13 protein-coding genes and 3 pseudogenes are annotated in these 20,717 nt (G+C 58.5%); 9 read left to right on the plus strand and 7 right to left on the minus strand.

Translation table 11 applies throughout. The features are described 5' to 3' along the window. Positions 1 to 115: 115 nt before the first annotated feature. A complete protein-coding gene (locus tag ABIG06_RS08340) occupies positions 116 to 1,372 on the plus strand; it encodes a S8 family peptidase (RefSeq protein WP_424578223.1) in 1,257 nt (418 codons plus the stop codon). Here the strand turns inward: ABIG06_RS08340 and ABIG06_RS08345 are convergent. The 5 genes from ABIG06_RS08345 to ABIG06_RS08365 all read right to left on the minus strand — a co-directional run bounded on the left by ABIG06_RS08345 (position 1,369) and on the right by ABIG06_RS08365 (position 8,925). Next, positions 1,369 to 3,714, minus strand: a complete 2,346-nt coding sequence (locus ABIG06_RS08345) for a hypothetical protein (RefSeq protein ID WP_424578224.1) — start codon at positions 3,712 to 3,714, stop codon at positions 1,369 to 1,371. The two genes, ABIG06_RS08340 and ABIG06_RS08345, sit on opposite strands and share 4 nt — an antisense overlap. After that, on the minus strand, positions 3,707 to 4,756 hold the full coding sequence (locus ABIG06_RS08350) for a caspase family protein (RefSeq protein WP_424578225.1): 1,050 nt from the start codon (positions 4,754 to 4,756) through the stop codon (positions 3,707 to 3,709). Before ABIG06_RS08350 ends, ABIG06_RS08345 begins: the two co-directional genes overlap by 8 nt. Before the next feature lie 101 nt (positions 4,757 to 4,857). Next, entirely contained in the window at positions 4,858 to 5,385 is a 528-nt protein-coding gene (locus ABIG06_RS08355; protein WP_424578226.1) for a hypothetical protein, read from the minus strand. Between the two features lie 21 nt (positions 5,386 to 5,406). Next, positions 5,407 to 6,591, minus strand: coding sequence for a tyrosinase family protein (locus ABIG06_RS08360; RefSeq protein ID WP_424578227.1), 1,185 nt, complete (start codon positions 6,589 to 6,591; stop codon positions 5,407 to 5,409). Between the two features lie 330 nt (positions 6,592 to 6,921). Further along, positions 6,922 to 8,925 carry a multicopper oxidase family protein gene (locus ABIG06_RS08365; RefSeq protein ID WP_424578228.1) on the minus strand — a complete coding sequence of 668 codons (2,004 nt, stop codon included), beginning with the start codon at positions 8,923 to 8,925 and terminating at the stop codon, positions 6,922 to 6,924. A gap of 237 nt (positions 8,926 to 9,162) precedes the next feature. Between ABIG06_RS08365 and ABIG06_RS08370 the strand changes: the two genes are divergently transcribed. From ABIG06_RS08370 to ABIG06_RS08380, 3 genes and pseudogenes are all read left to right on the plus strand, one after another. Continuing rightward, positions 9,163 to 10,302 carry a hypothetical protein gene (locus ABIG06_RS08370; protein WP_424578229.1) on the plus strand — a complete coding sequence of 380 codons (1,140 nt, stop codon included), beginning with the start codon at positions 9,163 to 9,165 and terminating at the stop codon, positions 10,300 to 10,302. Further along, entirely contained in the window at positions 10,281 to 10,814 is a 534-nt protein-coding gene (locus ABIG06_RS08375) for a hypothetical protein (RefSeq protein ID WP_424578230.1), read from the plus strand. Before ABIG06_RS08370 ends, ABIG06_RS08375 begins: the two co-directional genes overlap by 22 nt. Before the next feature lie 70 nt (positions 10,815 to 10,884). Beyond that, positions 10,885 to 11,025, plus strand: a pseudogene (locus ABIG06_RS08380) (non-homologous end-joining DNA ligase); the annotation flags it as partial. 331 nt (positions 11,026 to 11,356) lie between these two features. Here the strand turns inward: ABIG06_RS08380 and ABIG06_RS08385 are convergent. Further along, complete coding sequence (locus tag ABIG06_RS08385) at positions 11,357 to 14,380, minus strand: hypothetical protein (protein ID WP_424578231.1); 3,024 nt, start codon at positions 14,378 to 14,380, stop codon at positions 11,357 to 11,359. Positions 14,381 to 14,621: 241 nt separating this feature from the next. Here ABIG06_RS08385 and ABIG06_RS08390 point away from each other — a divergent pair, with 241 nt between their 5' ends. After that, positions 14,622 to 15,065 (plus strand): GNAT family N-acetyltransferase, encoded by a 444-nt coding sequence (locus ABIG06_RS08390; RefSeq protein WP_424578232.1) that lies wholly within the window; start codon positions 14,622 to 14,624, stop codon positions 15,063 to 15,065. Between the two features lie 17 nt (positions 15,066 to 15,082). Here ABIG06_RS08390 and ABIG06_RS08395 read toward each other — a convergent pair whose 3' ends face one another. Beyond that, positions 15,083 to 15,757, minus strand: coding sequence for a hypothetical protein (locus ABIG06_RS08395; protein ID WP_424578233.1), 675 nt, complete (start codon positions 15,755 to 15,757; stop codon positions 15,083 to 15,085). Here ABIG06_RS08395 and ABIG06_RS08400 point away from each other — a divergent pair. The 4 genes and pseudogenes from ABIG06_RS08400 to ABIG06_RS08415 form a co-directional block, all read left to right on the plus strand. Further along, positions 15,674 to 16,375: pseudogene (locus ABIG06_RS08400) on the plus strand (ABC transporter permease); the annotation flags it as partial. The gene ABIG06_RS08395 and the pseudogene ABIG06_RS08400 overlap by 84 nt on opposite strands. A 1-nt stretch (position 16,376) precedes the next feature. Further along, positions 16,377 to 17,381, plus strand: a complete 1,005-nt coding sequence (locus ABIG06_RS08405; protein WP_424578234.1) for an ABC transporter ATP-binding protein — start codon at positions 16,377 to 16,379, stop codon at positions 17,379 to 17,381. Then, positions 17,359 to 18,336: pseudogene (locus tag ABIG06_RS08410) on the plus strand (ABC transporter ATP-binding protein). Before ABIG06_RS08405 ends, ABIG06_RS08410 begins: the two are co-directional and overlap by 23 nt. A 268-nt stretch (positions 18,337 to 18,604) precedes the next feature. Further along, a complete protein-coding gene (locus ABIG06_RS08415) occupies positions 18,605 to 20,404 on the plus strand; it encodes a vanadium-dependent haloperoxidase (protein ID WP_424578235.1) in 1,800 nt (599 codons plus the stop codon). Positions 20,405 to 20,717 lie beyond the last annotated feature (313 nt).

The following is a 20,717-nucleotide window of genomic DNA, read 5'->3' on the forward strand; positions in this document are numbered from 1 at the left end:
ACATCGACTATACCCCACAATGCCCGCACCGTTACAATGAATCCAACTGTTCAACGTTCCTGTTCGGTGTTGCAAGATTGCGTTGCGCCTTCGAACGAACTGTCAGAGAGGCAACATGAAGCGGTATTTCATCGTAGCACCCAAGGACCGACCTGCGCTGGCGAGAGATCGCATCGTTACCAAGGGGATTGAGACAGGGATTGGCACCGAAACAGCATCAATCAGGCCTTCTCGGACCCACCCTGACACGACCATTGCGACCTTAAGTCCGGAAACGGCGAATCAACTCATCGCTGAGGGTTCTGAACTCTACGAAGACGTCCAGTTTCAAATCTTCGATCCCGGAATTCCGCGAGATCCGCAGTCGCAATTCTGGATTAAGAAACCGGGGCCGCTACTTTCGCCCGCAGGGGGAAATCTTGCGGAAGTTACAACAATGATCCGCGCGCCCCAAGCGTGGTCGACGACGAAGGGAGCTGGCGTCACCGTAGCGATCATAGACACCGGCGTCACCAAAAGCTTGAAGGAATTCGGCCCGGCCCGGCGACTGGACCTCGATATTCCGAGTGCCGCTCACAGCAACCACTGGACCGATGAGGTTGGACACGGCTCCATGTGCGCGGCGATCGCCGTTGGTTCCGTCGCCGACGGAGGCAAGTATGACGGGGTCGCTCCGGAAGCAAAACTGATTGCGGTACGGACCGACTTCTCCGCGACCGACTTGTTCCTCATCTACGACGAGCTCATCAACGCCAAGAAGACCGGCACGATCAGCGGCCCGCTCGTTATCTCAAACAGCTATGGACTGTATCAATGCGCGTCAAACAGCGTCATGCAGCAGGACCATCCCTATCTAAGGAACATACTGGCCGCGATTGATGCAGACATCACCGTGGTCTTCGCCGCAGGCAACAATCACGTGGATGTGTGCCAGCATAAACCGGAGGGGGATACCCCCAACACGATCTGGAGCGTGAACTCCCACGACCGGGTCATTTCGGTCGGCACCGTCGATCGCAATGGCTCCAATCAGACGATCCCAAGCAAGCACACCAATTCGAGCCGAGGCCCCGGCGAGTGGGCCGATCAGTTCAAGAAACCCGACGTGGTCAGCCCAACGTTCGGTGAGGTCGTCTGGAAAGACGGCTACCAAGTGATGGAATGGTGGGGAACAAGCGGTGCGTGTCCTCAGGTCGCGGGACTTGCCGCGCTGATGCTTTCAAAAAATAGCCAACTCAAGCCTGCTCAGGTGGCTGACATCATCCGTAAGACGGCGAAAAAGCTTTCCGGACCCCAGACCTGTGTGGGTGCCGGCATGATCGACTGTGAGCAAGCTTTGGCCGCAGCGATTGAAGCAATACCCGGCGCTTAGCGTTTAGCTCCGATTGGGCTAACGGGCGCCGCCAAGGATAGCCGGAGCGGCCCAAGTGAAGGCGCCACGGTAGTCCCCGGCACCGTTTCGATAGAAGCTTGCACGTTTTCGCGTAGCGGTCTGATTGCTTCTCGGAGGCTGTTCAACGCTGACGTTCGGGAAAGATTGCGCGGATCATCAGCATCCCTAACAATATCGACAAAACTGTAGGCGGCATGATCGATCGCCGACGCGAGATCGATCAATCGTCCCGCTTTCCACGTCTCGAGCGCTGCCGGACTTGTTTTGTCAATTTCCTGATCGCCGACAAGAGCTGCATCTAGTTCGTCGATTGCCATCGCCCAATATTCGTCTTGGAGATTGAGAAAGCGAGCATTGATGTCACCCTTCACGGCGACGGGCACGAACGCTTCCGCCTCGACCGGCCCGTAGCCATACCAGCGGCCATACAACAGTTGCGAAATACGGCCTTCAAGTTTTGCTCCCAGCGGCGTCGCTGAGATCGTACCGCGATAGTCCTGGGCCTTGAGTTTCACGAACCAGCCTGATCGTATTCTTATTTCAAGTTTGCGTCCGACCAGCAGAAACGGAAAAAAGCCCGTCGCTAGCCCACCCAGCATGCCGGCCAGCAGCATGGCATCGTCGGCCTCGGGCGTATCGCGCCCCAGCAGTTCGCACGCCTTCAATGCAGTACCGCTCAGCAGCACCATCCGCCGCTTGCTTCGAGCGGCCGTTGAGGCTTGCAGGTTTCTCTCTGTGTCTTCAGGAATCCACAAATCCACAATGGAGCCGATCGTTTGCCGGTCGCGATCCGACACAGGCTGACGTGATAACCCAGCGTCGGCAGCATTCAGGATAATGGAGCCAATAGCCTCAGCCGCAGTTGTCGGCAACCGCTGCAAAGCTTGACCGGCGCTGCTTTGCGGAAAATTTTGAGCCGCGCGGAGCAACCGCTGTGTCTTGTCCTTGGCACTCTCGACCAGCGCGGGCGGCAGACCGAGGTCAGACGCCAATTGCGTCGTATCCTTGTCGCGGATCCACGTCTCAAAGCGCTGAACTGCAGCATTGAGGTCGGGCGTCGCCGGCGGCGCCTTCAGAAGGTTCTGCACAAGGCCTGGTACTTTCTGCAGCAGCCTTCCGGCTTGTTCTGCCACCTTGCTTAGGAACGGGCCGCTTCCGGCGGCGTCTCGGCGCCAGACCGTGTATTGACCGGGCAGCAAATTTTGCAATGCTTCCGAAACGACGGGATTCAATTGAAGAACAGCGGGTACCACTGCCGAGCGGGCACGAACCGCGTCGAAACCGATACGGAGATTAGGCGGAAATGACAACTGGTACTCGTCGGTTTGACTAGCCGGATCGATGCGAAAAAGCATCGACGAAAGCGCAATAATATCCGGGTGACGGCTGCCAAGGGCCGAGCGCAAATTTGAAACCACGGTTCGCATCAGATCGACGTCAACGGGACGATCGGTTCTCTGCAGGAGGGCGTAAGCCGCGATGATGGCCGCAAATGGATTGTAGAACTTGCGATCCAGCATTTGCCGAACGGCCGGTTCGTTAACCAAAATCTTGGCGCGGCGAAAACCGCCAAGTAGCGTGTCGCCGTATTCCGCTTCGGTTTGACGCTCCGGTACAAATCCCTCCGATTTGGGGGCCATCACAATCGAGCAACCGTCCAACGCAATCTGGCGAAAAACGGGAAAGAAGACGAAGGTCCCATAGTTAGGCTGCAACCAAAGCGGCAGGCAGTATTCGCCTCCGTCGGGTGCCGGCGCGGAAAGGATATATCCGCCCTCTGCCAGATCGACGCTCAACGCGCACCAACCCTCGTCCAGATTGCTCATTACTCCGCTTGAAAAATCGGTAACTTGGTGACCCGCAGTGTCGGTAAGTCTAATTTCGCGCCAGAACGGGTCTGTCGTCTTTACCCACTGCTCGTCCTCTCCCCGCACCAGGACACGCCCAAAAACCAAAAGCCGACAGGGTCCTTCGGGACCAGCGCGGAGTGTTACGGTGGTGCTGTAGCGTTGCGCGGCCGTATCATGGCCTTCGCGCAATATCGAAGAGCGCGGAAGTGGTGCGGACGTCCGGTATTGGAGTTGCCAATCGCTGGCGGCGATCTTCACTGCGGTCTCACCAAGCATGACACTCTTGCGTTCGGAACTGCCGGCGATCTTCGCTTCGAGATCGTAAAGCCCAGGAGCTAGATCCGCCCTCAGTTCTCCGACGCCACACTTCAAGAGCTTGAAAGAGGAATCGTAGACGCCGAGTTCCGCTCCCGCCGTCGGTCCTTCGATAGTCAACGGAATAGAACCTGACGTCGGGATCGGATCAGACATTATATTCGACTGTCCTCTGGTGATCGAGTTCTGCGGCAGCGCCGGTCGTACCGAAGTTGATTCGAATGATCTGGCGGACGTCCGGTTCCCCGGTTGCGGAGTCGCCAAGGAATACAATTTGATAAAGCCCCGGGGCTAGCACCGCCTGCAGTTTCGTGTCACCAACGTTGCTGCGCCGGATCAGCGTACCATCGCCTCGCTGTAGTTCAATCGGCCTCGGCCAGCCCGGCTTGATCCCCAACGTGATGAGTCGCTGATTGTTTATTCCCTTTCGAAAAATGATTTCGGCGGGCTTTGCAAGTTCAGGAACCTGCCGCTTGCCGTAGTTGAGTGCTTTCGCAGTGACCTTTGGCTTGACGTACTGCATCAGCGACTCTACCGAAATCGATTGATCGCCGGCCGCTGCCGCGCCTCGCAAGCCCTCAAGAAGAAATTCGGTGAAAAAACTGCGTTGGGTCGGGGAGTCCGGCGCGTTTGAGAGTTGCCCAATCTGGCTGCCTACCGCGACCGTCAATTTGACATTCGTGTAGTCGACTGCAGGCTGAGGCCGCTTGAACGGCGGCTGTTGCGGGTCGACCGTATCGTCGACACCGCGACAGCAATCTAGGAAAAACACCAGTTCATCGAAGTTGGCGCGCTCTACAAGAGTTGCCGCGTATAGCCGCGCTCCAATATTGCGGTTCGGTACGCCCTTCGAAGAGTTCGCCATGATCAGCGCAATCTCGTCATAGGACGGTGCACAGCCATGTCCTGAAAAATAGAAGTAGAACCGACGTCCTATGCGGCCAACTCGGTTATTCAAAAGCTTGATGAATTCGTCTTCCACGTCGTCTCTTATCGGACGGCCGATCCGTAGTTGCGGCGGCAGATCGCTGGAGAGAAGAAGAACCAAACTGACGTTTTTTTTGGGCAGATCACCACCCTGGGGGTCGCACAGCCACTTCGCAAAATCTCTCGCATCGCCCTCAGCCGCATCGATGGCCTGGTAGCTGGCATACGTGGCGATGCCTACGACGATGGCGTAGTCGTCATCGTTGGGCACCGAGTCTCTCCCACCCAAAAGTCTGAGTGCTCGCTGCAGCCACCTCGCCCGCGTGTATCGAATTCATTCTGTCTGCGCCTCGAGAGATCGCCGAATATGCATCAAGTCTGGATTACGATGTTGCGGCGCCCGGTTGCATCCGTGATGAACACCTGTTGAACCGTTGATCCCAGCATCTCGGTGAACTGATTGGTCCGCGGCGCTTCGTTGACGCCTTGCGGGGCGGGTCTTAGGCACAGCGTATATTCTACGTCGGTCGGCGACAATGACTGTTCGCGCTCCAGCCAGGCATCCGCGCCGCCGTTCTGCAATTGGACTGAGACGTTCACCATGACCTGCCCATTGCCGAGCCTCCGCGCGGAATACTGACCATCAGTTCGCTGCAGCCGCTGAAAGCCTTGCGCAGCCCACGCCTCAAAAACCTGAATCCATCCTTCAGGCCATGGACCGCCCGAAGCCTTGGTGGGCATGGAATTCGGAGGAGGCTTCCTCAGCATTTCCGCAATCCGCGGAGCCAAAGCCACGACCTTGTCGTAGTCCCAGAGGTCAAGCTTCCACAGCATGTGGTCGCGATCGATAGCGCGAAACATGGGCTTGATGTGCAATTCGAAGTAGGGGGGGACTGACATCAGAATATACTCAGATTGTTGCTATTTGAACGACACTGACCCAATCTTTGTGTTGCGCTCTAAATCGGCATCCGCCTGTGGCGCCAACGGAGCGGGCCCCCCTTTTTGCGCCTGCGGATGGATCGCAACCGAAACAGTGAGCGGACCGTTGGCTGCTGCCTGCACAGCGGGATACGAAGCGAGGTCGACCGAAATCAAATAGTCACTGGAGTCCGCATGACCTGCCTGCGCATGCTGGCTGGGCCAGCGCGCGACGTGACCAACGAGATAGCGGTTCCGAAATTGCGCGTCCGCGGGGGTGAACGCCGCTCCTCGGGGATAAACGTACACAAACGCCATATAGGCTATATCGGCCGGAGCGGCCACCTGCTGAAGCGCGACTGTGATTTTACCGGAAGTGCTCGCTGGAACGTTCACCGAAAATTCGCGCACTAAGGCCGGCTTTTGCAACGAAAGTTCGGCCAGGACCGGTAGCCGATCGCTATAGGTCGATGCCAGCACGACCGGAGCCGCATCAGGCGTGAACTGGTATGTATAACCGAGTTGCGCTGCGGCGTTGGTCACGTTCTTGGCCATTGTCGGCCCATCTGGACGCAGCGCTGTCTGCGGCATCATGCCGTTCAGAACGCAATCCTCGCATGGCGGCACGTCGGTGATCGATTGCTGGCGCCACCACCAGACCACATCGAAGAACGTATGAAACGACCAGAAGATCACATCGTCCGCTGCCGAAGACGGGCAGCAAAGCGCACCGCCTACGAAGCCATGCATCGCGTCGTGGATATCTTTCTCAAAATCGCCGCCATCCGACGCCGTACCCAAAAAGGAGGCCATCCCTGTTCGAGCTGCCGTGGACACGACCGGCCACGGGAACCATGGCTGACTCGGCGCTGAGTTGCGCGGAGGACTGGTTAGAATCGTCAGCAGTGCCGGATCGATGGGACGCCCATAGTGGGCTGTCACTGCGGCTGTATCATTCTCAAAGACGACAGGAAATCGCTTGCCGCTCGGCTTCTTGGTCCAATCCCAATAGGGAACCATTACGTTTGCGGTTCGCGGCGGATCACTTGCCCGTAGCGCATCCTCATAATTGATCAGGTGCGCGCGATGCCAAGCCCAGAAATTGTAGGTGTGGTGCATGCACGCACCGCTGAAAAGCGCGGGTATATTGTGCAGCCCGGCCATATGCGCGTAGCTGAACTGCACAAGCGGGTCTTGTAGTACTCTTGTCGCGCACCTTCTTGACCGCATGGATGTACGTTTCGAGTTCGTCGGCCGAGAGGTCATCGATGGATTTTCTCGTGCGGAGATCTGCCGCATGGGCAAGTGATGCGACCAGGAGCAGCGCGATTGATGCCGAAAGCCAGCGATTGAAAAATGGCATTTTTCCTCCTCAACACATGCGCGCCCCCGGGGCGCCAAACCTGCACATCAGAACATGGTGTAAAACATCTTGCGGCGATCACGACTGCCGACGGTCGGGCCTCTTCTCATGGAAACGAAAGCTCTAAACTTCTTGACTGCGCGACAACAGTTCTAATGATGATTCGTCACTACACCCCCGGCCCCATTAGGAACAGCGATGCGGACGTTTTGCATCATCCCTTGATCCTCATGATCCAGGATATGACAATGCAGGACGAAATCACCAATGTAACGGCGATAGCGCGTTCGGATGACAACCTGATAGCCGGGCTTGACGAACAGCGTGTCCTTCCAGACTCCCTTAAGGTTGGCGTATTGAGGATCGTTGCTCTCGCCTGCGCTGCTGATATCGTTGCCGCCCGGATCAAGAATTTTCACGATCTGGAATGGGTTCACATGGATGTGGAATGGGTGTCCGACCGGGGGGCTAGTACCTGACGTCAGAGTCCATTCTTCTACGCTTCCCAGCGGCAAGGTTCGATCAATCCGCGTGGCATCGTAAGCCTTACCATCGACCAAAAACTTGAGGCCGGAACTGACGTCGATCTTAAGCTGAAGCGTCTGGCGTCCCTTGACTTCGGAATCTGCTACATCTGGATGGGGCACGAAAGAGAAGAGCCGCATATCATTGGCAAGATCGTCCCGCACCTTCTGTCGGATCGTTTCCGGCATGGTACGGTTGGCGGCCGCCATCAATTCTGCCCGGAGAAACGCCTTGGCGTCGGCGCCCACCGCTTGACCCATGGCGACATTTACGCGCGCGAGAAACTTCCGGATTTTCGTTGTGGCATTCACGGTGCCGGACGGACCCGCCATGTCATCAAGAACGCAATAATCCCCCGCCTCCGGGAAGACCATCAAGAGATCTTCCCGATAGCCGGGCTGCAGCACGGTGGTATCACGCTCGCTGATGCTTGCTCGCGTGAGGCCGTCACTGGCGAACCCAAATTGGGGTAGGCGAGCGCCAATGCAATTCTGCTCGATCCAGTTCAGTTGCTGGGTCGGGTCGAGCGATGCGAAGTCGGGCGCACCGTGTCGCATTTTCTTGAATTGCAGTTGGACGGTGTCGCGTACGCCGGCGTGAGCAATTCGCCAGCGCTCAATGCGCCCAACTTGCGCGCCCGTAAAAACCGGAGCTACTTGACCGTTGATCGTGGTAAAGCGACCTGACTTCGGCCATGTTGTGGGCCCGAACTGGTCGTATCCTTCAATCTCACCGACCTGACCCGGCTGGCAGACATACTTGCCCGTCGCGGTCTCTTGAACGGCTCCGGAAGCATCGCGGCATGCGTATTGAATTTGCTGCAGCAGCACGAGCCGCTCTGTAAACGGCAGGCCGTCGGTGCCCTTCAGAAGCGTATCGACATCGCCGCTTGTCTGCGCGCTCGGGAGCCGCGATCCTCTCACGATAAGAAATCCGGCCATTCCGCTTGACACTTGCAAGGCGGTCGATCCGTGCAAATGCGGATGATACCAGAACGTGCCGGCGGGATGATCGAGCGATATGTTGTATTCGTATTCAAAGCTCACCGATGGAGCGATGCTCAGCAGGACATTGTCGCTATTTCCCGTCGGACTCACCCAGAGTCCGTGGGCGTGCAGATTGGTGCGGTTGAAGCAGTGCGGAACGTTGATGTCAGGCATCGACGCCGGACAGTTCGAGTCAGACGATGGCAGGTCATTCTTGAGCGTGATGCGCACAGTTTCGCCCGGCGCGACCTCGATGGTAGGCGCAACGAATGGGATCGCAGGCGCCGCCGTTTCGTGGAGGTCGCGATAACTGCGCAGCCGTACCGGATCGTTCTTGTTGGTCTCTGGATTGTAGATCGTGGCATTGCTGTAGTCGATCTTGAACTCGATGCGCGCCTCGCCACCGATTGCGGTAACTGTCCCGGCAAAGAACGGAGAGGGTACCGTGCCAGTGCGCGGCCGTTGCGTCAGCGCGGTAGGAGGCGCAACGACAATGCGTTCGCTGCTCTGTGCCGAGGCACGCTGTTCGACGCCGGGCGGGGCGCAGAGGAGCAATGCACTGGCTGGAAGCAACAGCATCCCGCGCATACGCCGCGCGCTCACGTGCAGTATTGCAATGCGGCATGGCGATGCGGCGAACAGCATTATTACCCCTCATGTGGGATGCAGGATGGAAATCTCCTGCCCGGCCTGTGGCTTCGCCGTGAACACCTTCCCAATCCAGCCGACCCACCACGGATCATGCAATGGTTTGTACCCGGTTGCAACCCACCTCTTTGCGACTTATGATCGCGACACGTTAATTTCACCAAACCTGATGTTTGGCTTGAGCATTAATTTGGCTCGGACAGCAATTCGGCCACAGACTTTGGACGAACCAACATGTTTCTGATGCTGCGCGTGGCCGCAGTCAGTGTTTTAGCTTTTAACTTCGCGATGACGTCGAGCGTATCCTTCGCAGAGACGCCCGTCGTGCTGGCAAACGCGGAAGAAAATCCGCTGATTGTTAGGGGGACCTTCCAAAAGGGACAGGCGATCTCCAACCTCTTTGGTAACCTCCTGCTGAAAACTTCCTCTGATGTGAAGATCGACCTAAATATGCGGTCGACCCATCTAACGCTTGAGGGCAATTATCAGATTTTCGTCAATCGCGCGGACGTCACTATTCAAACCGGGATTAAGATCGGCGCGGGCGCGGTGCAGGATGTGCGGATCACAATTGCCAATATCCCGCGACCTGGCCGCTACAAAGGAATGCTAAAGCTTTGGGCCAACAGCGATGAAGCCAATGCATTGAACGTCCGCATTGAGGTCGAGGTCGGCATCCGCCCTATGCTGGCACAACTGCGCACCGCTCCACAATGGAATCTCGTACGATGTGATTGGGCGTGGACTTGCTGGATAGCGCGCGAATTCATAAGCAACTCGGCCACCACGGACAAGCAACCAATCAGGCTGGAAAATCAGTCACCCCTTCCGGCCCAGCGCATCGATACGCTGGTGCTCCTGCGCGGCACCAACAACAAGAGCAATGATGTTACTCGAGACGTGAGCCTCGGGCCTGTGGGGACAATTCCGGGCAGCGGCACCGCCGAAGTCCCCATAACAATCAACTATAACGCGCTGGATGCCGATACCTATGACGGATCGGTCCGCTTTCGCGTGCCGGCAACCGATGAGGCCCTTACCGTACCGCTAGTCGTCAATGTTCGAGACGGGCCGATCCTGCCGCTGCTTCTTATTTTGGTCGGCGTTATCGTCGGTAGATGGGCGCGAGAACTGGATTCGCCAGCCATCAAGGCGCAAATGAAAGCGCTGCAGCGATTGTATGGTATCCGTTCCGATATGAAAAGCGTGCGAAACGCGGTAAGCGCCAGTTTCCTCAAGGAGCAGGCGGATCTGCTTGAACATCTAACGAAAAGGGCCCAGCAACTGAACAGCAACTCGTCGAGAGGTCAAACCAGTTGGATGAGCAAGTGGATGTCTTGGCTCGGGTCGACTTGGTCGAGGTCGAGGCGTTGAAGATTCCCGGCCTAAGTGCTGCAATCGCTACCGACTTGACTGCTGCGCGCAACACCGCCATGACGGGCGATCGCGCGAAAGCTTTGGAGAACCTTGACGCGGTCAGGAAAAAGGTTCGTGACGCAGCCGCAGCACCGCAGCCTGCTTTGCAGGCGCCTGACATTCGCGTCGTATTCGATCATATTCTCTTGTCGGTGACACCAGGCCTCCCGGCTGGTCAGCGTCCTGCCAACGACGGCGCGCCCAAATGGAGCGACTGGTTTGCCAGATTTATGGCCGTCTTGTCCGGAGACTCGTCCGTCGGCAAGAAGTTTCGATTTTGGATCCTGAGGCCGGTGCTCGGGCTCGCTCTGCTGCTGCTACTTTGTCTGACCGGTCTCTATACGCTTTACATTAAAGTCCCGACGTTCGGATCCGCGGGCATGTACGAATACCTTGGGCTATTCCTTTGGGGCCTTGGCGCCGAAGTCGCGCAGCGAACGCTTACCAGTCTGCAATTGCCAACGCGGTAACGGGTCCGACAAGAGCAAAATGTAACACAGGGTTATCGAAGCGTTGGCCTACCTCGTGATAGATCGGTGCGTCCGGCCGGCGTTGGCGGCCGAGGTGAAGTTCGCGGAATGGACGAGCAAAGGCGAACTTGGCCAACTCGTCTATCTCGGACTCAGGGACGACAAGCAGCCGAAGGACGTCGTGAGCGAAGGCGAGCGGCCGCGGAGATAGTCCTTTATCCGCTCGCTGGGCGAAAGGCAGGGAATCGGATGAATCCGGTGATTTGCCGTGCTATAGGAGCATCGTGCGGGACGAAGCTTGAGATATCGGGATCAACACGAACGGTCACGTATTACAGCGCCCAGACACATACCCTAGTTGCACAACAACCCCACTCGCGGCCCGTCCTCACGATCATTCATAGTTGAGCACACTTAGGCGGTGATCGAGCGTGATCTTCGCCTCGTACTTCTGACGGATCGAGGGAATAATCACGACTGGCATCGTTGCTCTCCGAAGGCAAAGGTCACACGTTCGAATCGTGTCGGGTGCGCCAGCAATTTCAGGCATTTACCGGTTTTTTGCCTTTTCCCTTCTTCCCCTGGGTAAGCATAGGGTAAGCAGGTTGTGGTTTCTCGGGCTTCTTATGCCCAACGATTGATGGTTCGGCAGCCAGTTTCATTCTCAGCAAATCCATCGGGCCGCCTTGCGCATGCAAGGTGTCCGGCAGGCCAAGTACGTCGACCATGAGTCGGCGATCTAGTACCTGTCTGTTGGTGTCGGAATGAAGCTCATTGAGGGGCCGTAGAGGCTCGCCCGCGACCGCGTCGAAAATGTCTTCCACCTGCCTTAGCTGGATTTCGGACAGTTTAGTAACGTCGAGGATCGTGAGATCCTGCAGGGCGGACTTCCCAATGCTGCCTCGACCCGCCTGCTGCTTATTGGCGAGCCACCAATAGAGAAGGAGACCCAGCGTACTATTGCCCCATAATGCGAGTGCCTTCTCTTGCCGCTTGTTTGCGAGCTTAAGCGAGAGCCATGCCCTTCCGCCGATTGTCTTTCGCTTCGTAAACTGCATCGCTGTTGATTGGCTGTTGAACCTAAAGTCGCGATTGAAGTGAACAAACGATGCCGTGGCCCAAATCTTTTCGATCTTGTCATCGATCAGTGCCTGCTCCTCAAAATCGCTGCCAACAACTGGAATTGCCTCGCTTTCCGCCTCAAATGCGATTGCTCTCTCTCGCTCCGCATCGTGCGACCAAAGCACCGGATATGTGGGGACACCCTTCGTAGGGGCGGGGTGTATATCGAATGGTCCACGAATTTCCCCCTTTGCGGTCCGACCATTAATATCGGCGTGGTACGGACCTATCTGCGCGATCACTTTGATCTTGGTCATCGGGAGGCTCAGCGGCTCAGGCTGCTTGCAGGAGGGCAGCCAGAGCTTCCCTAAACTCAGCTGATAGGCAGACTGAGCTGTGGAGAAATCTCGTACACGAGCGAGATTCCACCCCTCAGCTGTGGGCGCGCTTACGGCATGGCCGACTAGTTCGCTGCCCAGGAGAAGGGGGGTTCCTCCCAAAGGCCCATCCTCCAATTTGCGCAACTTGCTGTGCGAGATGAGGCTCTGGATGCTGGATGCGATGTGAGTACCAGAAATGGTCGAGTCCGGACGCTCATTCAACGTCACAAACGTTGAGCGCTTCCCGCCTTTGAATCCCTTTCGTCCGACCACTAGACATTCCCCCATGTCTGTGTCGGAAGAGAACGACAGATCCGATCCGCCAAGTCCCGCATTGGTAACGAATATCAGATCCTGATATTTTTTAGAGACCAGGGCGCGCGACTCCTCCCATGCTTCCCCGAGCATGAAGCTCAAGGGCAATACGAGCGCTATAGTGCCGCCCTGCTTTAATTTCCTGTCACCCAACACCAGGAAGATCGATGCCTCTCCCGCATTGCCGTGGGCGCTTGTATTGGCTGTAAGATTTGCCGCAACACGTCCCATTATCTTTTGAGTTTCGGCATCCGCCGCAAAAGCTGCGAACATCGGGTTGTGAACACCAATTTTCTTGCCCTCGTGCCCGGTCGCTCGCGTGAATGGCGGGTTCATGATCACGAGATCAAATCCGCCGTGCGGCATCGATGTCCAAATGTCCTTGAGAGACTCGCCCGTGCCCTCGGCAGCCTTCGCAGTAATAGCTAGAATTTCAAACCGACGCTGAGGATCGAGCAAGTCTAGGGAGCCTAAGGCAACACCCCCGTCCTTTTGCTTACCGTACGCCAAGGTCATAATGGAGCTTTCGGCGTATTTCAGAGTGGGGTGAACGCTAGACAAGGTTGCTGCTGTAAGGTGCGCAGCCGCTGGGAGCACATCACACCCAACGAGAGATCCGCCCATCATATATGAATGAAGGAGCCTGGCATCTCCTCCGGCGAGTTCGTGAAACTGACCCACTCGCTGATATGCAGCCGACAGCAATGTTCCAGTTCCGCATGCAAAGTCGGCAATCCTGAGATGTTTCAGGGATTCCGTATCCGCCCAAAGTTTTCCGGCTGGCGTGGTGTCCCCGCCGATGGCAAGGCCGGCGAGCAGAGCCGCTGACGGCGGCGTGGTGTAGTAAGCGGCCAAGAACTTTCTATCGGCAATCAATTTCTGGAACACGGCTCCAGTCAAATCGTGGGACCGCATCAGGCGATGTTCGAGCAGCTTGGCTGAGACTCGCGCCATCGTATCGACGACCGACTTGCTTATCTTTGCCGGCGTCGCCTCCAAAATGCGCCGGGCGATATCGAAAATCGACCAATAATTCACCTCCAAGATCTTCCGCCACTCTTCCAGGACCGTGGCCCTAGAGAGTTCGCCTTCCCCCTTCAGCTCCTCGATTGATCTAACCTTAGACAGCTTCCCTGGACCACCTGCCAGGCCCTCATGAAATACAAAAGCATTCGCGAGAATGGCAGAGGCCATCCGCCAGGTCTGCTCGCCCGCTTCTTGCCTGAGCTCCCTGCTTATTTTTTGTAGAGCACCTTCATGCGACGCCGCGGCCTCATCAAAGAGGCCAGCCGCTTCTCGAATGCCGGAAATCAGCTCGTCAGCAGCTCTGTCGATGACCTCCGGAGGAACCGACGCCGCCTGAGTCAGAATGGAGAGGTCGGAGACGCTTCCCGAAATCCACTGGTTATGAGGCCAGCGAGCCGCCTTCGTTGGTGACGTTCCCGTGAAGAGCGCCATCTCCAGATCTGACGCCGACATTAATTCAGCTCGAAGCGTTCCGTTGCTGAAATTGCGCAGCCTCTTGGGTAGCTTCACTGCGATTGAAGAGAGGATCGTGCGGCCCGTCGATTTGATGTTTGCTCCAAGTCGCGAGAGAGCTTCAGGCTCTACTGTCGGTGCGGGTATGACTTCAGTTTCGATCGCGACAGGGGAGACGTCCGGCTCGAGAACCAGGATGTCAGGCCGAGCGCTGACGCCTTTCAGCATTCCGGTTGTCTCGGAATGAATGACATTGTCCCGCCAAGCTTGGCGGCCCCCTTTCAGTACGGAAGCCAACGCATCATTGATGGTATGTTCGGTGGTCGGCACGGCAATCCCCCATCCCCGCGTGAAGTTGGGAGAGCAATCGCAAGAGCCATGCCGACTAAAAAGCGCAGTCAACTGAATCGGTTAGCAAATCGCAGACGCTGGAGAACCCGGCGAAATCTGCCTTATCGGCAGATTTTTCCTACCAAGCGTTCATGCTAGGATCATCGTGCGGCCCGCTTGTCTGCACCATTTCTGACGTTGAGCACTGACTCCGGGTTGACAGCCCCAACGGAGAAACCATGTGACGAAAGATATGTCTTACCGTGTTGCTGCTTCTGGCGATGAAGCCGGTGTTCTCAAAGTCTTCGCTGAGGTCGCCCCCGAGGTCCCCACGGCCGTTCGTTCAGGGACGAAGGAGTTGATCGAGCGCCTGGTCGAAACTGGACAGTCGTGGGTTGCGACCGATGACACCGGCTCAATCGTTGGATATGCGTTAGCTGAAGGTGACGATAAAGCGATATGGCTGGTTTACCTTGGAGTTTCCAAGGCTGCGCGAAATCAGCGCGTTTCCTCTTCGCTCATAGCGAGATTAAAGGAGACTGGAAGGCCGATCGACACCGATGTTCGCTCCAACAACACCAGCTCAATGGTTGAGCGCTTTGAGCACTTCGGGTTTGTCAAAACCGACGTAAATAAAGACCGCACAAAACTTCGATGGGAGAAGCCAGCGAGCCCGCCAGCGTGAACTGGCGGGCTGGCTCTTTAGGCGCTGATTGCTTTGCCCATCTGCTGAAGATCGAGCAGTAGCGATTCCGAGATAGGTGTATTCAGATCATCGAGCTGGCCGTTGATTTCGATGCACCTCAATTTTGCCTGGAGGCCAGACAGCGTTGTCGCCCGCTCCGAGCAAACCGCCGCTTCAGCGCGATGATAGGCGCGGGACGCTCTTTCCTTGGCCTTGGCCGCCTTAGTGAAGCCGCGCTTGCGAGGCTGGTTATACCAAGCGTCATAGGCTGCGCAGATCTCCACAGCTCGCGATCGCAGCTCATCGGAAGCCGGAATACGTCTCGTGGTGATCGTGAGGCTGTCTGCGGTTTCCTGCCTGTCAATCTCCCATCGATCAACGTCTCTCCATTGAGTGATGTCGCAGGGGCGGCGCCAATACTCGTCTGAAGGCTGGAATAACGTCATCCCAAATTCAAGATCTCGCGGTTGGATGCGCAGCACCTCGGGCAATGGCCCCTGCCGTTCCGAGAGCTTGTCGAAGGCTAGGCAGGCATCGGAATATCGCTGTTGAATAGCGAGGAAGTCCTCCACTAGGTCAAGCAACCTCTTGCTCGGGATGGTCGCACGCCCCTGCTGTGGCCGGGGCAGGATCTCGCATATCCCCTCGGTACCGACTCGCTTGGACGTGACGTTGCCGCCGGCCTGATGCATGGAGCGCGAGTCTCGCTCCTGATCGGATTTGTCGCCACCACGATCGGCCTCACGGTTGGCATTATTGTCGGCGCTACGGCCGGGTATCGCGGCGGGCGCATCGACGACGTCCTCGTCCGCGTGATCGAGCTGTTCCAGACGGTGCCGAGCTTCATCCTGCTCATCGTCCTCGTGGCCATCGCACAGCCCTCCATCGTGACGGTGACATAGGCCATCGGGCTGGTGACATGGCCGACGATTGCCCGGCTCATCCGCGTCGAATTCAGGGTGCTGCGGGAGAAGGAGTTCGTCATGGCGGCGCGGAGCCTCGGCTTCGGTCACGCACGGATCGTCATTCGCGAGATCCTGCCCAACGCGCTTCCGGCGATCATCGTCACGGCGTCGGTGATGGTGGCCTCCGCGATCCTGATGGAGGCCGCGCTATCGTTCCTCGGTCTCGGCGATCCGAATGTCGTGAGCTGGGGCAGCATGATCGGCTCCGGACGCGAGTTGATCAGGACGGCATGGTATCTCACCGCACTTCCCGGTGTCGTCATCGTCCTCACGGTACTGTCGCTGAACCTGATCGGCGACGGATTGACCGACGTGCTCAACCCTCGATTCAGCCGGGAGCGCTGACGTGACGGCCCTGCTCGACGTCCAAGACCTCACCATCGGGTTTCCGAACGCCACCCCGGTTCGGAACCTGAGTTTCAGCGTCGCGCCGGCGGAGACGCTCGCCGTTGTCGGCGAATCCGGCTCCGGCAAATCGCTGACCGCGCTCGCGCTGATGCGGTTGCTGCCGAGGGCGGCTCGCATCGTATCCGGCCGTATTCGGCTCGGCGGTGAGGATCTGCTTGGCCTTTCCGAGGTCGAGATGCGGCGGCGGCGCGGCCGCGACATCGCCATGATCTTCCAGGAGCCGATGACCTCGCTCAATCCGGTGCTGACGATCGGACGGCAGATCACGGAAGTGCTCTATCTCCATCGTGGCCTGAGCAAGGCGCAGGCGCACCGCGAAGCGGCAGCGCTGCTCGACCTCGTTCGAATACCCAACCCGGAGCGCTGCCTCGATGACTATCCGCACCGCCTCTCCGGCGGGATGCGTCAGCGCGTCATGATTGCCATCGCCGTGGCGTGCCGCCCCAAGATCCTGATTGCGGACGAGCCGACGACCGCGCTGGATGTGACCATCCAGGCGCAGGTCCTCGAATTGCTCGACCGGCTGCGCCGTGAGCTCTCACTGTCGCTGCTGCTCATCACCCACGACCTCGGCCTGGTGGGCCAATGGGCCGACCGCGTCGTCGTCATGTATGCCGGCCGGAAAGTCGAGGAGGCCGCGCCCGGCGCGCTATTCGACTACCCTCTGCATCCCTATACGCGTGGGCTTCTGGCGGCCTCACCGCGTTTGCACGATCGGCTGCACTATCGAAACGCCAGGTTGTCCGAGATTCCCGGCAGCATCGCCTCTGCCGCTAGCCAGGCAGGTTGCCCATTCGCCCCGCGTTGCCCGGAGCGGTTTGCGCCATGCCGAACCGATGTCCCGTCCGAACGGGAGGCGCAGCCCAGGCAGCGCGTTGCCTGTCACGCCGAACCCGCTCAATCCTCTCACGGTGCGATCCATGACACTGCTATCGGTCTCTGAACTCAGGACGACCTATCGATCGGGATCGTCGCCGGTCCACGCTGTCGATGGCGTTTCGCTCGATATCGCTCCCGGCGAGACTGTGGGTCTCGTCGGGGAGTCCGGTTGCGGCAAGTCCACCCTGGGCAAGACCATTCTCCGGTTGGTAGAGCCATCCGGAGGCCGTATCGAGCTTCGACGGGACTGATCTCACCACGCTGCCTGAGCAAGACCTGCGAACCTACCGCCGCAGGCTCCAGATGGTGTTTCAGGATCCGTTCGCATCGCTCAATCCGCGGCAGACGATCGGCGACATCCTTGGCGCGCCGCTCGACGTCCACCGTGTCGGCTCGCGCGGCGAGCGGCGCCAACGTGTCGGCTCGCGCGGCGAGCGGCGCCAACGTGTCGGCGAGATTCTCTCGCAGGTGGGCCTGCCCGAGGACTCAGCGTCGCGGTATGCTCACGAGTTCTCGGCGGTCAACGCCAGCGAATCGGCATTGCACGGGCGCTGATCCTGGGGCCGGACCTGATCATTTGCGATGAACCGGTGTCCGCGCTCGATCTGTCCGTCCAGGCTCAAGTCCTGAACCTGCTCGCCGACATCAAGCGCCGACTGAAGCTGTCATTGCTGTTCATTTCGCACGACCTTTCCGTGGTGCGATATCTGTCGGACCGGGTGCTGGTGATGTATCTCGGCCGTATCGTGGAAAGCGGCAACCATGAGCAGATCTTGAAAGATCCGTTGCACTCGTATACCCGCGCCCTGATCGACGCCGTCCCGGACCCTGCGCGCCGCCGCTATGCGGCGCCGCTGCCGGGCGACCTGCCCGACCCCCGCAATGCCGCCAAAGGCTGTCGCTTCCAGCCACGGTGTCCGCTCGCAACGGAGCTCTGTGCTCAACAGGATCCTGAACTACGTGACAGTTCATCAGGCCAGCGGGTGGCCTGCCATCACGCGGGGCTCGTAGCAAACTAGGCGCGGCTTAGCATCGTAGCTAGACGACACGCAGGTTTTAGACGGTCACGGGCTTGCCGAGCAGCAACGGATTGATCGTGATTTCGTCCGCCCCGATCTCCTGGCTGGAAGATATTTGCGGCGCGCAAGAGCAATTCGTCTCTCGAAATTCGCTTCCCAAGAACAACCGCAATATGAGCGAACAATCTTTGGTATATGAATTCAGTGTCGCGCATGATTGCGCATGTTAGCGTTTGCGCCGTGATGCCAGATGGAGCATCTCCCTCATATGGGTGCACGCATGACACGTCAAAGTCAAACCAACTCTAACCCCTCGAGCAATGCGACAACGACGATCGATGGCGACACCGACAAGCAGCGACGAAAATTCATCGGCCTGGTTGGGGGTGCGGCGCTGCTCCCCGTCGCGAGCCTGCCTGCGCTAGCCAGTGCAGAGGACAAGCCTTCCGCCGTCGCGGGCGAAGGGCCGGCATCCACCGACGAGGCATTTCGCGAGCGCGCCTTCAAGGTGCGTGTTGCCGCCGCACAGGCCAATCGCGACACACCCATTTTGCCGCACCCGACCAATGGCGACGAGGCGCGCTATGCCAGCTATATCGGCTCCGACACGCGCGGCCTACCGCATGACGCCCGCGGCGAGGTGGATCCTGCGGCGTTCAAGGCATCGCTTAAGGCCTACGCATCTCGCGATCCCGCCCTGTTTGAAGCGATCCCGCTCGGCGGCATCCGCAAGCAGCTCAACCCGATCGGCACGCTTGCCGTCAGTCTCGAAGGATTGAACCCGGCCCAGTTTGCTATCCCTCCGGCGCCGGCACTCGATAGCCCGACGCGCGCGGCCGACGCAGTCGAGCTCTACTGGCAATCATTGCTGCGCGACTTGCCCTTTACTGCTTTTGCGGACGACACCGACAACAAGGACGTGCTTGCCGCTGTCGAGGAGCTCAACAAGTTGTCCGGTTTCAATGGTCCCCGTGCCAATGGACGCATCACACCGCAGACGCTGTTCCGGGGAACGGCACTTTATCTCGACAAGTCGGATCCTTCAGGCCGCACCGGGCGCTACGTAGTCCCGCCGGGCACGCTCGACGGTCCCTATATTTCGCAATTCGCCCTGCGAGATGCGCCGCACGGCGCTCAGTACATTCCGGCGCAAATTCGCACCGTGACACCCGAGAGCACCTTTCTGACCGGCTACGATGAATGGCTGACGGTGCAGAACGGGAAATTCTCGGGTAAAACCGCGAGGTACGACTCCGCGCTGCGCTTCATTGCCACGGGCCGTGACCTCGCCGAATATGTCCACAACAACTCGGCGACGTTTTGGGCCGCGGCGCTGCTGCTCGGCACCGGCGCGGACAAGACGAACCCGAGCTATGGCGGCTTCGGAATTCCACTTGCATCGAACAACCCATATCTGAAGTCGAAGACCCAGACCGGAGCATCGAACACGTTCGCCCTGCCTTACATTCAGGGCCTCCTGCCCTATGCCGCGTCGCGGGCGATCCGCGTCGCTTATTGGCAGAAGTTCTTCATCCACCGGACGCTGCGCCCGGAAGCCTATGGCGGCCTGATTCACCATCGCGTTACCGGCAAGGCCGACTATCCCGTCCACGCGGATGCCCTCAACTCGCAGGCGCTGGCACGCAGCGTCGCGAAATTCGGCACACACCTGCTCGCCCACGTCTATCCGGAAGGCGCGCCGATCCATTCGACCTATCCGGGCGGCGCCTCGCAGATTGCCGCGGCGTCGGTGACGATACTGAAGGCATTCTTTGACGAGGATGCCGTGGTGCCGAACCCGGTGCAGCCAGATCCGAAAGATCCGACCAAACTCGTTTCCTACAATGGGCCGCCGCTGACGGTCGGCGGCGAACTCAACAAGCTCGCCTGGAACTACGGGGTGGGTCGCGACTGGGCGGGCATTCACTTCCGATCAGACTTCTCTTCTTCCCTGGCGCTCGGCGAAGAGTTCGCCATCAGCATTTTGCGCGACGAGCGGCTGACATTCCGTGAGCCCTTTGAAGGGTTCAGCTTCACGCGATTCGATGGCACCAAGGTCACGGTCTAGGACCTGACATCCGCTTGTAGCCGGTGGAGGAGCAACAGGACTGGAGCGCGGCCGAGAAGTGATCGCGCTCTGGATAGCCGCGACGGGCGGTAGGCCGCAGGCGGGCACCGTTCGGTTTTGACGGCGCGCGCCAAGGGACTGCAAATGCCTCGTCGATCGCCAACACCCGCCCCGGAATTGGCACCGGCAAGAAAGGAGAGAGCCGCGAGGATGCGGCTCTCGCCTACGGTCAAGCGACCGGCTGGCCCACGATCGTTGCAGCCTCAAGCACCGGTCGCAGCTAGCCCGGCCCAGCCAGCAACTGCTCGGCACG

Source organism: Bradyrhizobium sp. USDA 326 (genome assembly GCF_049739485.1).
Taxonomy (GTDB): Bacteria; Pseudomonadota; Alphaproteobacteria; order Rhizobiales; family Xanthobacteraceae; genus Bradyrhizobium.